Annotated in this window: 13 protein-coding genes and 1 pseudogene; 11 read left to right on the top strand and 3 right to left on the bottom strand. The window is 73.1% G+C overall.

The genetic code is table 11. The annotated features are described in order from the left end of the window. Window positions 1-34: 34 nt before the first annotated feature. Genes AC6I72_RS33950 through AC6I72_RS33940 form a run of 3 tightly spaced genes read left to right on the top strand, consistent with a single transcriptional unit; the run spans window position 35 to window position 2,513 of the window. A complete protein-coding gene (locus AC6I72_RS33950) occupies window positions 35-838 on the top strand; it encodes an alpha/beta fold hydrolase (RefSeq protein WP_498005300.1) in 804 nt (267 codons plus the stop codon). Continuing rightward, window positions 838-2,199 (top strand): PP2C family protein-serine/threonine phosphatase, encoded by a 1,362-nt coding sequence (locus AC6I72_RS33945; RefSeq protein ID WP_498005299.1) that lies wholly within the window; start codon window positions 838-840, stop codon window positions 2,197-2,199. The genes AC6I72_RS33950 and AC6I72_RS33945 overlap by 1 nt, the downstream gene beginning before the upstream one ends. Continuing rightward, entirely contained in the window at window positions 2,196-2,513 is a 318-nt protein-coding gene (locus tag AC6I72_RS33940; RefSeq protein WP_498005298.1) for an STAS domain-containing protein, read from the top strand. The genes AC6I72_RS33945 and AC6I72_RS33940 overlap by 4 nt, the downstream gene beginning before the upstream one ends. Before the next feature lie 199 nt (window positions 2,514-2,712). Here the strand turns inward: AC6I72_RS33940 and AC6I72_RS33935 are convergent, their stop codons facing one another. Then, window positions 2,713-3,324, bottom strand: coding sequence for a lysozyme family protein (locus AC6I72_RS33935; protein WP_498005297.1), 612 nt, complete (start codon window positions 3,322-3,324; stop codon window positions 2,713-2,715). Between the two features lie 246 nt (window positions 3,325-3,570). Between AC6I72_RS33935 and AC6I72_RS33930 the strand changes: the two genes are divergently transcribed. After that, the gene (locus tag AC6I72_RS33930) at window positions 3,571-4,398 is read left to right on the top strand and encodes an SMI1/KNR4 family protein (protein ID WP_498005296.1); all 828 of its coding nucleotides are present in this window, start codon (window positions 3,571-3,573) and stop codon (window positions 4,396-4,398) included. A gap of 6 nt (window positions 4,399-4,404) precedes the next feature. On the opposite strand, the gene AC6I72_RS33925 is transcribed toward AC6I72_RS33930, so the two are convergent. Beyond that, window positions 4,405-4,629, bottom strand: a complete 225-nt coding sequence (locus tag AC6I72_RS33925) for a hypothetical protein (RefSeq protein WP_498005295.1) — start codon at window positions 4,627-4,629, stop codon at window positions 4,405-4,407. A 272-nt stretch (window positions 4,630-4,901) separates the two neighbouring features. On the opposite strand from AC6I72_RS33925, the pseudogene AC6I72_RS33920 reads away from it, so the two are divergent. Continuing rightward, window positions 4,902-5,147, top strand: a pseudogene (locus tag AC6I72_RS33920) (MBL fold metallo-hydrolase); the annotation flags it as partial. A gap of 499 nt (window positions 5,148-5,646) precedes the next feature. Here AC6I72_RS33920 and AC6I72_RS33915 read toward each other — a convergent pair. Then, window positions 5,647-6,600, bottom strand: a complete 954-nt coding sequence (locus tag AC6I72_RS33915; protein ID WP_498005294.1) for an alpha/beta hydrolase family protein — start codon at window positions 6,598-6,600, stop codon at window positions 5,647-5,649. A 512-nt stretch (window positions 6,601-7,112) separates the two neighbouring features. On the opposite strand from AC6I72_RS33915, the gene AC6I72_RS33910 reads away from it, so the two are divergent. From AC6I72_RS33910 to AC6I72_RS33885, 6 genes are all read left to right on the top strand, one after another. Further along, window positions 7,113-7,280: a hypothetical protein gene (locus tag AC6I72_RS33910; RefSeq protein ID WP_158771598.1), complete on the top strand. Its 168-nt coding sequence runs from the start codon at window positions 7,113-7,115 to the stop codon at window positions 7,278-7,280. Window positions 7,281-7,524: 244 nt separating this feature from the next. Continuing rightward, window positions 7,525-9,111: a radical SAM protein gene (locus AC6I72_RS33905; protein ID WP_498005293.1), complete on the top strand. Its 1,587-nt coding sequence runs from the start codon at window positions 7,525-7,527 to the stop codon at window positions 9,109-9,111. 94 nt (window positions 9,112-9,205) lie between these two features. After that, a complete protein-coding gene (locus AC6I72_RS33900) occupies window positions 9,206-11,092 on the top strand; it encodes a carbamoyltransferase C-terminal domain-containing protein (protein WP_498005292.1) in 1,887 nt (628 codons plus the stop codon). Between the two features lie 115 nt (window positions 11,093-11,207). Further along, window positions 11,208-12,110 carry a phytanoyl-CoA dioxygenase family protein gene (locus AC6I72_RS33895; RefSeq protein WP_498005291.1) on the top strand — a complete coding sequence of 301 codons (903 nt, stop codon included), beginning with the start codon at window positions 11,208-11,210 and terminating at the stop codon, window positions 12,108-12,110. Then, window positions 12,103-13,641 (top strand): MFS transporter, encoded by a 1,539-nt coding sequence (locus AC6I72_RS33890; RefSeq protein WP_498005290.1) that lies wholly within the window; start codon window positions 12,103-12,105, stop codon window positions 13,639-13,641. Before AC6I72_RS33895 ends, AC6I72_RS33890 begins: the two co-directional genes overlap by 8 nt. 3 nt (window positions 13,642-13,644) lie before the next feature. Continuing rightward, the gene (locus AC6I72_RS33885; RefSeq protein WP_498005289.1) at window positions 13,645-14,580 is read left to right on the top strand and encodes an NAD(P)/FAD-dependent oxidoreductase; all 936 of its coding nucleotides are present in this window, start codon (window positions 13,645-13,647) and stop codon (window positions 14,578-14,580) included. Window position 14,581 lies beyond the last annotated feature (1 nt).

Raw genomic sequence — 14,581 nt, 5'->3', positions numbered from 1 at the left:
GGGGCGCGTCGTGCCGAATGGGAGGATGACGGGCATGGACATCCGCCGCAGGAACAATGTGACGATCACGGGCCCCGCCGACGGACCGGTCGTGGTGCTGGCCCACGGCTTCGGCTGTGATCAGAACATGTGGCGCTCGATCGTGCCCGCACTGGCCGAGCGGCACCGGGTGGTGACGTTCGACTACGTGGGATCCGGCGGGTCGGACCTGTCGGCGTGGACCGAGGAGCGGTACTCCTCGCTCCACGGCTACGCCCTCGACGTGGTGGAGGTCTGCCAGGAGCTGGACCTGGAGCGGGCCGTGTTCGTGGGGCACTCGGTCAGCGCGATGGTCGGGGTGCTGGCGGCCCGGACCGCGCCGGAGCGGATCGGAGCGCTGGTGATGGTGGCCCCGTCCCCCTGCTACATCGACGACGACGGCTATCGGGGTGGCTTCACGGCGGACGACATCGACGAACTGCTCGCCTCCCTGGAGGCGAACTACCTGGGCTGGTCCTCCGCCATGGCCCCCGTGATCATGGGCAATCCGGACCGTCCCGAGCTGGGGCGGGAGCTGACCAACAGCTTCTGCGCCACCGACCCCGACATCGCCCGGGTCTTCGCCCGCACCACCTTCCTGTCCGACAGCCGCGAGGACCTCAAGAGCGTCAGCGTGCCCACGCTGGTGCTGGAGTGCTCCCAGGACGTCATCGCGCCCCGCGAGGTCGGCGCCTTCGTGCACGCGGCGGTCCCCGGCTCCCGCCTGGTCACGCTGGACGCCACCGGCCACTGCCCCCAGCTGAGCGCCCCGGAGGCCACCTCGGACGCGATCCTGGACTTCTTGAAAGAGCTGCTGTGATGTGCCGCACGGGCGAGCAGCCGGATCCGTGGGAGACGGGCGACAGCGTCACCGACGCCGCCTTCACCGCGCTCCTGGAGGACAGCGCCAAGGACCTGTACGAGTCGGCGCCCTGCGGTTACCTCTCCACGATGATGGACGGCACGATCGCCCGGATCAACACCACGCTCCTGGACTGGCTCGGCCTCGCGCGCGAGGAACTGGTCGGGCGCCGGTACTTCACCGACCTGCTCAGCGTGGGCGGCAAGCTGTACCACGAGACGCACTTCGCGCCCCTGCTGCGGATGCAGGGCGAGCTGCGCGGCATCGCCCTGGAGATGAAGACCGCCGACGGCGGCCGTCTGCCGGTCCTGGTCTCGTCCCAGGTCAAGTACGGTGGTGAGGGCGAGCCGCTGCTGATCCGTACCACGGTCGTCGACGCCTCCGACCGGCGCGCCTACGAAGAGGAGCTGCTGCGCCGCCGCCAGGACGCGGAAAAGGCCCGGGCGCAGGCCGAGAAGGCGCGGGCGGAGGCCGAGAAGGCGCGGGCGGAAGCCGAAGCGGCCCGTCGGGAGGCCGAGGCCGACCGGGCGAGGCTGGCCCACGCGCTGACCGTGCTGCAACGGTCCCTGCTGCCCGACTCGCTGCCCACGGTGGCCGGGCTGGAGACGGCCGTGTACTACCACACGGCCTCGCCGCACCGCCTGGGCGGCGACTTCTACGACCTCTTCCAGAGAGACGGCAAACGCTGGGCGTTCTTCCTCGGCGACGTGTGCGGCAAGGGGCCGGAAGCGGCTGCCCTGACCTCGCTGACGCGCTACACCCTGCGGGCCGCGGCCCTGCACGACCCGGAGCCCGGCGCCGCACTGACCACGCTGAACACCGTGCTCTACGAGCGGTACTCCGCCGGCGGGGACCCCCGCTACTGCACGGTGGTCCACGGCGTCGTCGAACCCGGCGACGAAGACGGTCACATGACCGTGCGCCTCGCCTCCGGTGGCCACCCGTCCGCCCTCGTGCTGCGCGCCGACGGCCGCGCGGAGTTCCTGCCCACCCCCGGCGGCCTGCTCGTCGGTGTCCTGCCCACCGCCCCGGTCGGCACGACCGAGACCACCCTGGCCCCCGGCGACACCCTGCTGCTCTATACGGACGGCCTCACCGAGGCGCGCACCGGCCCCGCCCGGGACGACCTGTACGGTGAGGACGCCCTGCACGCCTTCGCCCGCGACCTCGCCCCCGCGACACCGCAGGAGACGATCGCCGCCCTGGGCGAGCTGCTGAAGAACTTCGGTGACGGCCTCGACGACGACACCGCGCTCCTGGCGGTCGGCGTCCCGCCGCGCCCCCTCCCCACCCGCCCGGCAACGAATCACCTGCGATGAGCCCGTTGAACATCACCCGACGAGAAACCCCGACCGGCCCCGTCCTGCGGGTGGCCGGCGAACTCGACTACGCCCGGGCGGCCGCCCTGCGCGAACAGGTCGGCGGACTCGTACTGAACGCGGACCAGTGCCTGGTGATCGACCTGTCCGGGCTGGAGTTCTGCGACTCCACCGGCATCACCGCCCTCCTCGCCGCCCGCCAGCACGCCCACGCCGCCGGAGCCGACATCGTGCTGGCCGGCGTCCCTTCCAACACCCTGCGCGTCCTGTCCATCGTCGGACTCGACCAGGTCTTCACCATCCGGCAGGACTGACCCCTCCACCCGGCGGGACTACTCCTGCACCTGCTGGGACTCTCCTCCACGTGGTGGGACTGGCTCCTCCACCGTCCGGCGGGACCGACCGGGGCCGAGCCGAAGCGAGCGCGGACCGGCCGAGCCGAAGAGAGCCCGGCCGAGCCGATCCGGGCCGGTCAGGTCAGGTCGGGGCGAGGGCGGGGTCCGGAGCGGCCGGTCACCGCTGCGCCGTGCTCCCCAGGGCGCCGCGTGAACCGTCCGCTTCCGCCACCGCCCCGGCGGCCCTGGGCCAGTGGGCCCGCAGACGGCGGAGATAGGACCGCGCCATCGGGCCCGGGGGCACGCCCCGGGCGAAGGCCCGCATGTTGCGTTCTCCCGCGTTGTAGCCGAGGGCGAGGAGTTCGTCCCGGCGGTAGCGGCGCGCGCACCGCTCGGGCAGCACGCGGTCGAGGTCCTTCAGGTGCAGGGCCGCCACGTGGACGGCGAACGCCGGGTCGTCACGCAGGTCCTGCCAGCGTCCCGGCAGCGCGTGCGCGCGCCGCACCTTCTCGAACGTCGCCCGGTGCATGTTGGCGACACCGAAGGAGGCGTCCCGCTTCCACCACTGCCAGACCCGTTCGAGGAGCGGATGGTGCGGTTTGTACGCCTCGTTGTGGAGCACGGCCATCAGCAGCACCGGAGAGACACCCGCCTCCCGGGCGCTGCGCACCACCGCCGTGGTGTAGTCGGCCGGGTCGTAGCCGCCGGGCCGCAGGGGCGGGGTGCGCGCGGCCTCCCGGCCGCCCGGTCCCACCGTCCGCCCCCGCGTCGCTCGCAGTCCCTCACCCATCCTCGTCCCGTTCTCCCTCGCCGTACCGAAGGGCCGCCGGAGCGACCACCGTGTGGAGGACCACGTGCCCCCGCGACCGCACCTCAATCCGAGGGGGCCTGCTCCGGCCCCGCACCTCACACCGTCCCGGCCGCGCCCTTCGTACGACCCCGGCCACACCCCTCGAACGGCCTCGGCCCCGCACCTCGCACGGCCCGGCCGCGGTCCGGCGCGTCCGTTGTCAGTGGGGTGCGTTTCACTGTCGTCATGGAGCTCACACAGACGACCGTCGGCGACCTGCTGGCCCGGCTCGGTCCGGGGGACGGCTGCATGTACCTGCCCGACGACCTGGACCCGGGGGCCCTGACCGATGTGCTCGCAGACAGGTACGGAGCCCCGCGCACCCTGGTCCTCGACGGTTCCACCGATCCCGCGGTCGACATGTCACGGGGCGCCGCCCTCCTCGTCCCCTTCCAGGACCGGGCCGTGCGGATACGGGCGTGGGCGTGGGGGGACCGGTGGATCGGCGCGGGCACGGCGCGGGACGCCCAGGGGGTCGTACGGCCGGTGCTGGCGGTCGCGCACAGGCGGGTGCCGGAACCTGCGGTCGTCGCTCCGGAGGAGGGCGCGGCCCAGGACACCGACTGGACGCAGCGGCTCCTGGGGATCACCGGATGGTGGCATCCCGCCCAGCGGCCCGACGTGAACTGGGGGGAAGTGGAGTCGCGCCTGGGGACCGCCCTCCCGCGCGACTACAAGTGGATGGTCACGACATTCGGCGTGGGCGCCTTCGACGGATACCTGGGCCTGAACCAGGAGCCGTGGACACACCTCCAGGAGGAAGGGCTCCTCGTCTGGGCGGGCACGGAGCACGAGGACCTGTACTGCTGGCGGGCCGACGGCGACGACCCCGACCGCTGGCCCGTCGTCGTCCGGACCTTCGACGGCGAGTACGTCCCCTACGACTGCCGGGCCGCCGAGTTCGTCTGCCGCATCCTCGCCGACCCGCACCACCGATTCACGATGGCCCGCTACTTCGACACCCACTGGTTCATGAACTACCGGCGGACCGACCGCTGTCCTGACCGGTTCTGACGGGGCTCAGCGCCGTGCTTCGGTGGGGGCGGCCAGCAGCAGCCCCGCCCACAGCGCCGCCTGCACCGCGAGGCCGAGCACGGTGCGCACGCCGGCCCCGGTGGCGAGGGCGGACGCCAGAAGGGCGACGGAGAGCAGCAGGAAGGCGAGATAGGCCAGCTGGGCCGAGCGCAGGAGCGCGGCCGTCCAGGCCGAGGACCGTGAGAGCTGTCGATTCTGATGCACTGTCATCCAACCGCCCGAATGGACATCGACGTCACCGTCCTGATCCGAGAAGGACCCCCGGGACCGGCCACGAGGCTCCTCGCCCGGCCGGCGGGACCCTGATGCTCTCCGGGTGCCCCGGCCGACGAGACCGACACCCCGGCCGCCGCACGAGGGGGTGAACTCGGCCCGGCGGTGGGACGGTTCCGCGGTGGGCGCGCACACCGACGTATGGGGGGTGGTGTCGTTGATGGTGCCGGTCGGCCTCGGCGGGGCGCTGACCGCGTCGCTGCTCGACGTTCGTCGGTGACCTGCTGCACAACCCGGTGCAGATCCTCGAACCGGACGCCAACAGCTGCTTCTGCGAGGACCCGGCGGGCGCCCGCGCCACCCGCCGCAAGGTGCTCGGCTGGGCGGCCGACAACAACGCACTCGTGATCCCCGCGCACCTGGGCGGGCACGGCGCCGCCGAAGTGGAGCGCGACGGCGCCAGGTTCGCCGTCAAGGGCTGGGCGCCCTTCACCCCGTACACCGAGCAGGCCTGACACCCCACGGAAGGCACCACCGTGCACCACCACCCCGACCCCATCGTGACCACGGCGCAGGGAGCGGTCCGCGGCCTGCGCCGGGGCGGCACCACCGCCTTTCGGCCGGCCCGCCTCATCGATCGGGCCGGCTGCCCGCAAATCCTCGTCACCGGCGGCGCTGTCGAGCGCCGTGCCCACGACGACGCCTGGCTGCGCGGCGAAACCCCGGATGCCGTACCCGGCCCAGCGGTTGTCGGGTCCGACGGCGGTCAGGACGGGGGCGCACTCCGACTGGGCGTGCCGATGCCGTCGAGGGCTACTTCAGCGGTGGTGGCCGGGGTGAACCCCGCGCCGAGGGGGTGCTGCTGCCGACTCATGCGACCGGCCTTTCGGGGGTGAGCGGTGTCAGCGCGGGACGGTGAAGTCGAACCGCCTGGTCCGGGTGACGTGTGCGGTGGAAGGGGCGGGCGGGAGCACCGTGCGGGACGTTCCCGCTTCGGGGCACCCCCGCGGGGGCCTACTTCGACTCCACGCGACCCACCGGCTCAGAACCGGCCAGCAGGTCTTGGCAGGCCCGCTGCCAGGCGTGGTCGTCGAGCCCGAAGCGGGTGGCGAGGTAGGCCGCCGTGAGCCGCCCCAGACTGGAGACGCGTTCGGGGTTCTCGTCGGTGGTCTCGGCCGCGTCGTATCCCGCGATGCCGCCCAGCCCGTGCTCCGCGTCGAAGAGGGTGAGCAGAGTCTTGGGAGCGGGCGCGAGGGCGTAGGGGTCGGTGTGCCAGCCGGGGCCGGCGTCCGTGAAGTGCCGGGAGTCGTCCTTGTCCCCGGCGACGATCAGCGCGGGGGTGGCCATGGTGGAGAAGTCGATGGACCCGAAGACGGGTATCCGTTCGGCCATGGCCGCGTGGATGACGTCACCGCGGCCCGGTGCGGCGAGCACCACGCCCGCCTTGATCCGGGGCTCCAGAACGCTCACCCGCTCTCCGGTGCCGGGGTCGGTGACCCGGGCGCCCAGCAGGAGGTTGGCGGTGAAGCCGCCGAGCGAGTGCCCGGCGACGGCGACCTTGTCGTGGTCGATGCGCCCGGCGAGCCCGGGCACGGTCTTCTCGATGACGTCGAGCCGGTCGAGGACGTGCGTCATGTCCTCGGCGCGCGAGCGCCAGAACAGGGGCGCGCCGGGGGCGCCGGCGAGGCGGTGGGCCAGGGTCCTGGAGGAGAGGTGGGTGGGCTGGACGACGACGAACCCGGCCTGCGCCCACAACTGCGCGATCGGCGCGTAGCCGTTGAGCGAGGACAGGTTGTTCGAGCCGCCGTGGCCGTGGGAGAGCAGGATCAGGGGCAGGCTCGTCCCGGTGGCGGGCGCGGTGACGCGGATCTGGAGGTCCACGGGGCGCCCGGCCACGGGAAGGACCAGGGGGCTGTAGGACAGCACCGGGGTGGGCGACTCACCAGCGGCGGAGGCGAGTTCGTTCATGGGAGAGGGTCCTTTCCAGGAAGTCCGGGACGCTGCGCCGTCCGGAGACGGACAGGACGGAGGAGCGCGCGGTCGCAGGCGCCGGACTGAGGCGGAACGCTGCTCCGATTAGTATGTGGAGCACTGTTCCGCTTTGTCAACGGCGCGCGGCACCGGCAGGTCCGCCCCGCCGGGAGGGCCCTCCCGGCGCCCCCGGGCCGGCTCCCGCCGAGATCGTCCGGGCGCGCCGGCCGCCCCCGGTTTCCCCTTCTGGCCGGAATTCGTCCCGGCGGAGATTCGTCCCGCAGTCGCCCGGAGGGCGGCCGGCCGGCTCGCCGGAAATGCGATCAAGAATAGAGACCGGGCAAAACACCGGACCGGTCGGGCCGTCCGTGGTCGACGGAAGATCGATTCCGTGCCCTAAACCCTGCGGTCGCCCGTGGATTCGAGTGTGTCCGGATGAAGTCTTATCGCCCCTGTTCTCCTCTGCTTCAGTGGAACGCGTTGTGTCCCGCACCTATCGAGGAGGCCACATGGCCGAAGTCAGGAAGGTCGCCCGACCTGCGGTCACCGCATCGTCGCGGCCCTGCGCGTTCGTCTCGCCGGACAAGGGCAACGCGCCGACCATCACGCCCGTCCGCAAGCAGGTGGAGGCCGACACCGCCCCCGCCGAGCAGCGGAAAGAGTCCGCCTCCGCCTGAGCGCCGAGGCTGACCGGGGTTCCGTCCGGCAGGCCGGACCCCAGGGCCGTAGCGCGGACCGAACCCCTGTGCGGGGTCGGTCCGCGTTCCAGGGACCGCGCGCCCGCAGAGCCCTTACGCCGACGCCGTACCGCGCGCCCGCCGCGCCCGCGCCCGCCCCGCCGAATCGTGCGGCCGGGCCGTGGAGGAGGGCCGCGCCCCGCACCGTGCCGAAAGCCGTGAGACGCAGGGAGAAGTCTTCAGCATGCAGAATTCGGTGTACCAGTCCTCGCGTTACGTCCGCACCCTGCGTGCCGCGGGTGACCGGGATTTCACGTCTTTCGGGGGACGCGTCAATTCCTTTGAGGGCGACGAGCGGACGATGGCCTTTCATTCGCTGTACGGGAATGCGCGGCTCGTCGACAAGGACGTCGTCGACCTCCTGAAGGACGCCTCCCAGGGCCTCAGCGTGGAGCGGCTGAGGGAGCGGCTCGACGACGACTCGCTGCGCGACCTCGTGGAGGCGCGGTTCCTGGTCGAGGCCGGCCACGACGAGGCCCGGGAGATCGACCGCCTGCTCGAGAGCCGTCAGGAGGCGCTGGGCACCGGGGTCTTCCACTCCTCCATCCAGCTCGTGCTCACCAACGCCTGCAACTTCTCCTGTCAGGGCTGCTTCGCGTACAACTTCGACGGCGGTGTGCAGGAGCGCAACACCTCCGGCGAGTCCGTGAAGCCCGGCCCCGTCCTCGTGGAGCTGCGCCGTTCCCGCGAGGACGGGACCGGGCCGGTCCGCCAGGACTCCGGGCCCACCCTGGCGAGCGGCGACTGGAACCACGGCTCGGACAGCGCCCGCAACCCCTCGATGCACATGTCCCGCGAGGTGGCCGAGAAGACGATCAAGGAAGCCATCGCCCTGCGCAAGGCCAACGGCGGCGGCCACCTCACCGTCTCCTTCTTCGGCGGCGAGCCCACCCTGGCCCGGGGGACGATCCTGCACGTGCTGCGCACCTTCGGCGACAGCCACGACGGGGTCACCCTGTCCTACGACCTGACGAGCAACGGCTCCCGCATCGACGACGAACTGCTGGCGGCCCTGGCCGAGCACCGGGTCGACACCACCGTCTCCATCGACTACCTGGTGCCGGAGACCGGCGAGTTCCGCGGCGGGCAGCAGCAGCGCACCCCGTGGCCGGTGGTCCGCAAGGCGATCCTCGACATGAAGGCCGCGGGCGTCCCGGTCAGCATCACCACGGTCCTGTCCCAGTACACCTGGGACAAGTGGGGCACCCCGCTGATCGACTTCGTCGCCGAGGCGGGTCTGGACACCCTGGACGTCATCGTCTCCTTCCAGGCCAAGGAGTTCTTCCAGCAGCACAGCCCGCACGACGTGGCGCAGCGGCTGCTGGCCGCCGTCGACTACGGGCGCGAGCGCGGCGTCCAGCTCAGCGGCTACTGGTACCAGACCTTCCAGATGATCATCGACGAGGCGAAGTGGGCCGAGCAGGCCGACTACAAGACGTGTCCGGCGGTCGGCCGGCAGCTCTCCATCGAACCCAACGGCAGCGTCTTCGCCTGCAAGGCCACCGCCCGGGTGCTGGGCACCATCGACGACTGGCGGGGCATCTTCGCCTCCCCGGCCTACCAGGACTACGGGATGCGCGCCTACACCAACGGGCCGGGCTGCCAGGGCTGCGAGCTGCAGGGCACCTGCTCGGGCGGTTCGGCGGGCGCGCTGGAGGAGGAGAACGGCTCGATCCAGGTGATGTCGCCCGGCTACTGCGCCTACATGCGCGAGGTGGTGCAGGGCCTCCTGGAGCGGCACCACGCGCAGAGCCTCGCCGCGCTGTCGTGAGCGCGTCCCCGCGCACGTCCCCGGCGTCCCGCGCACGGCGGGCCGCCGCTCCACGGGTGAGCCCGCGGCCGGCTGAGGAAGGGTGACTGGTTCCATGGCAACGATCGGGATGCACTTCGGCCACGACGCGGGCGCCGCCCTGACCGACGCGGACGGCTACCGGATCATCGAGGCGGAACGCCGCCTGCGGCTGCGCCACGTGTGCGGCGGCAACGACGGATTCCGGCAGGCGGCGGGCGGCTGGCTGGCGGAACTGCGCGAGCGGGCGGCCGGCCCGGTGACCCGGGTCGCGGTGGCCGACTGGTACACCCCCGTGTGCCGGGTCCTGCCGCCGGCACTGGTCGAGCTGGTCAACGAGGACGCGCGCTGGACGGCCAGGGGCGGCGCCGGGCTCGCCGACGCGGTGACCCGGGTGCTCAAGCCCGTCGACTGGCCGCTCGCCGAAGGGCTCGGCGACATCACGCTCGTCGCCGTCCGCCACCACTACGCGCACGCCGCCCTCGCCTACTACACCTCCGGCGCCCGCAAGGCGCTCGTACTGGCGCTCGACGGGACCGGCAACTACGCCGAGTGCGGCATGGTCTGCCTCGGCGACGGCGACCAGCTCACCCCGGTGATGTCGTTCACCAACCGCGGCGGCCCGCGCTTCGGCCTGGTCTACGAGGCGCTGGCCCGGCGGGTGCACGGCAGCCAGTTCGACACCGGCAAACTGCTCGGCCTGGCGGCCACCGGCGACAGCGATCCCTCCCTGCTGCCGGTGCTGCGCGCCATGCTGGTCCCGCAGTCCACCCGGCGCGCCTCACCCGACCTGTACGAACAACTGGACGAGGACCGGCTGGCCGGCTCGGCGCTGCGCTACGCCGACACCTGGTGGGAGTACGACCCGGTCAGCGGCGGCTACCTGGACGTGGGTCTGGCCGACTCCTCGGACGACGACGTGGTGCACTCCTTCGGGTCCGTGTTCCCCGACGAGATCCGCACCCCGGACGGCCGGAGGACCCCGGTGGGGACCTCACCCGACGAGCGGGTCTGCCGGGATCTCGCCGCCACCCTGCAGTCCGCCGTGGAGCGGGACCTCACCCGGCTGGCGACCGGAATCAGCCGCCGCTTCCCCAGCTACTCCACACTCTGCTACGCGGGCGGCTGCGCGCTCAACATCACCGCGAACAGCTGCCTCGCCGAGTCCGGTCAGTTCACCCGCGTGTCCGTCCCGACCTGCTGCGACGACTCGGGCATCGCGCTCGGCGCCGCCCTGGCCGCCGCGGAACCGTCCGACCGTCCGGTTCTGGCCGGCCGCTCCGGATGGGCGCGACTGGCCTACGCCGGGCCTCAGTTGGAAGGACTCGACGATCCGCCGGCGGGGGAAGCGGAACAGCCGGGCGGCGGACTCGCCGCGCGGCTGAGCGCGCTCGGACGGTCCGCGCGCGAAGCCGCCGACGACGACGAACTGGTGCGGACGGTCGCGGACCTGCTGGCCGGGCAGCGCTGCGTGGCCTGGCTGGACGGCGGCATGGAGACGGGGCCCAGGGCGCTCGGGCACCGCTCGCTGCTGGTGTCGGCACACTGGAACGGCGCCCGCCGGCACGTGTCCCAGACCATCAAGGGACGCGAATGGTTCCGGCCGGTCGCGCCGATCTGCCCGCAGGAGGTCGCGGACCGCTACTTCACCGGCCCCCTGGACCACACCGAGAGCATGCTGTTCGCGGTGCGGGTACGGCCGCAGGAGGCCCACCGGCTCGCCGAGGCACGGCACATCGACGGCACGGCCCGCCTGCAGACCGTACGGCGCGACACCCATCCCCTGCTGCACCGGCTGTGCCACGCGGTCGGCGACCTGACCGGGCTGCCCGTCCTCATCAACACCAGCGCCAACGCGGGCGGCAGGCCCATCCTCAACCACCTCGACCAGGCCCTGGAGCTGCTCGCGGAGACGGAGCTGGACGCCGTGGTGCTGCCCGGCCGCCGGCTGATCGTCGAGTGATCCCCGCCCCGCCGCTCGCCCCCGGCCGGCGGGCGGCGATCGGCCGAAAACGGCGGTGCCCGTTCCGGCCCGCCCACCCGATCCTGTACAGGCGTCCTTCCCCTGGAGAGTGCACGTGCCCGCCACCCAACTGCGCGACATCCGCAAGACACAGCCGCTGCGTGTCCTGTCCCCCGCCGACTGGGCCCAGTGGACCGAACAAGGCTATGTGATCGTCCGTCAGGCGGTGGCGCCCGAGACGGTCGCCGCGCTCACCGACGGGCTGCGCTCCTTCCTCGACATGAGCCCGGACGACCCCTCGACCTGGACCTCCCCGCACACCGGCAACGACCGGCTGCCCGGCCACAGCGGACTGGTCGAGATGTACAACCACCAGGCCCAGTGGGACGCGCGCCAGACCCCGCGGGTGTACGAGGCGTTCACCGACATCTGGGACCAGGACGAGCTGTGGGTGACCATCGACTTCGCCAACGTCAACCCGCCCAACCGGGGTGAGCGGGCCTTCGGCGGCTTCGTCCACTGGGACGTGGACACCTCCACCGACCCGCTGCCGGTGAGCTGCCAGGCGGTCCTCTCGCTCACGGCGGGCGACGAGGAGATCGGCGGCTTCCAGTGCGTGCCGGAGATCTTCGCCGAGTGGGAGAAGTGGCTGAGCCGGCAGCCCGCCGACCGGGACCCGTTCACCCCGGACATCACCGGCTACTCGATCACCACGCCCGAGGTCGCGCCCGGCGACCTGATCATCTTCAACAGCCTGCTCCCGCACGGCGTGCACCCGAACGTCTCCGAGCGGCGGGTGCGCATGGCGCAGTACCTCACCATGGCGCCCGCCTGGGAGGAGAACGCCGAGCTGTGCGAGGCCCGGGTGCGGTTCTGGCGCGACCGCGTCCCGCCGCACCCCCCGGAGGGCGGCGTGCGCAAGGAGGAGGCCGAGCTGTACGGCCCGGCGCGGCTGACGGAACTGGGGGAGCGGCTGCTGGGGCTGCGGGCGTGGCACGGAGGGAGCGTAGTTGGCTAGCACCACGTCGCCGGGGACCCGCACGGCGGGACGGGCGGACCTGGGCCGTCCGTTCCGCTGGCTGTGGGCCTCGGCAGCGGCTTCCAATGCGGGCGACGGCATCACCCGGACGCTGCTGCCCCTGCTGGTGGTCGCGCACCACCCCGACCCGGCGGCGGTCGCCGGCCTGACCGCCGTGAACATGCTGCCCTGGCTGCTCTTCGCGCTGCCGGCGGGAGTCCTGGTGGACCGGACGGACCGGCGGCGCGTCGTGCTCGCCAGCAACGTGGTCCGGGCGGCGGCACTGGCCGCGGCGGCCCTCCTGCTCGCGCGGGACCGGCCGCTTGGCCTGCTGTACGCGCTGGCGTTCGTCCTGGGCATCGCCGAGACGCTGGCCGACACCGCCGCCCCCGCGATGCTGCCGCGCCTGGTCGAGGAACGGCACCTGGAACGGGCCAACGGGCGTCTGTCGGCGGCCCAGATCGTGCTCAACGAGACGGCCGGGCCGCCCGTGGCGGGCCTCCTCGCCGGACTGACGGCCGCCGCCGCGCTGGCCGCCGGAGGCGCACTGTACGCGCTCGCCGCGCTGCTCCTGCTGGGCCTCGCCCCGCTCGTCCGGCCGGGCCGCGGACCGGCGCCGGACCGGGCGGGCGGGACGGCGACGCCCTCCGCCGGGCCGCCTTCGGCGCAGCCGCCCTCCACGGGACCGGCCCCCGAAGGACCGGCCGCGGGAGAACCGGCCGCCGAGGGACGGGCCACCCGGAGGCCGAACGCCGAGGGGAGGCCCGCCGAGGAGCCGGCCGGTGACGGGCCGGTCACCGAAGGGCAGACCGGCCAGGGACCGGCCACCGCAGGTCCGGCCGCCCACGCGACGGCCCCCGGCGCGCGCCGCGGTGTGCTCGCGGACATCCGCGAGGGCGTAGCCTTCGTGCTGCGCCACCGCACCCTGCGGCTCACGCTGGCCGCGAGCGCCCTGTACGGCCTGGTCTTCTCCGCCACCTTCTCGATGCTCGTCCTGCTCAGCGACCGCACCCTGGGACTGAGCGGCACCGGGTACGGGCTGCTGCTGACCGCCGGGTCGCTGGGCGCCGTCGCGGGCAGCTGGCTGGCGCCCAGGGCCGCCGACCGGCTGCCCACCGTCCGGCTCGCCCGCTGGTCCCTGGTGGCGTCCGGGGCCGCGTACGCCCTGCTGGGAGCGGCGCCGAACCCCGCGCTCGCCGCCGTGGCGCTGGCCGCGAACGGCGTCTTCATGATGGGCTGGAACATCCCCGTGATGTCCCTGCGCCAGCGGCTGACCCCGGAGCACCTCCAGGGCCGCGTGATGAGCGTGTCCCGGCTGTGCGCCTGGGGGACGATGCCGATCGGCGCCCTCCTCGGCGGGCTGCTCGCCGAGATCCTGTCCGTCCCGGCGGTGTTCGTCGTCTGCGGCGCCGTCCTGGCCGCGGGCGCCCTGCTGCTGCTCGCCCCCCTGCGCGAGACCCCGGCCGGCCCCGGGAACGCGCCCCCGCGTCCACCTTCCGAACCGCACACCGACCTTCCCGACAAGGGGTGACCATTGGACACACAGCTCTACGACACGGTGATCGTCGGAGGCGGCCCGGCCGGCCTGAACGGAGCCCTGTACCTGGGCCGTTCACGCCGCCGCGTCCTGCTGATCGACTCCGGCGACGCGCGCAACATGGCGGCGGGCGTCATGCACAACGTGCTGACCAACGACGGCGCGAGCATCGCCGACTTCCGGGCCCGCTCCCGAGCGCAGCTCGCCGAGTACGACGTGTCGTTCCGTGACGACGAGGTGGTGTCCGCGTCCGGTGAGGGCGACCACGTGGTGGTCACCACGAAGGAGTCCGGCACCTTCCGCGCCCGCACCCTGCTGTACGCGGCGGGCGTGCGCTCCCTCTTGCCCCCCGTCCCGGGCATCGCGGAACTCTGGGGCACGTCCGTGTTCGAGTGCCCGTACTGCCACGCCTGGGAGGTCCGCGACCGCACCCTCGCCGTGTACGGCGGCAAAGTGCCCAGCGAGTGCCTGGCCTCGACCCTCACGGTGTGGTCCGACGACATCACCTACCTCTCCGACCGGCGCGAACTGCCCGAGGACGAACGCGACCGGCTCACCGCCGCCGGGGTACCGGTCCGCACGGAGAAGGTCGCGGGACTCGAACCGCACCCCGAGGGCGTACGCGTCCTGTTCGAGGACGGTGGCGGCGCGAGCTACGGCGCGCTCTTCCTCCACCTCGACATCGAACCCCGGGTGGAGCCCCTGCGCCCCTGGATCGACGCCCCCGACCTGGAGTCGCTGCAGACCGACGACCGGGGCCGCACCAGCGTCCCGCGCCTGTACGTGGCGGGCGACCTGGGACGCACCATGCACCAGGCGGCGATGGCCGCGGCCAGTGGCGGGCTGGCGGGCATGGCCGTCAACGCCGACCTGATCCGCGAGGACCGGCCCGGCTCCCTGCCCGCGCCGCCGCCCCCCGCCCCGGCGCCCTGAC

It is taken from the genome of Streptomyces sp. Xyl84 (genome assembly GCF_059731885.1).
The sequence above is the reverse complement of the archived record's forward strand: the minus strand, read 5'-3'. Positions and strand labels throughout refer to the sequence as shown.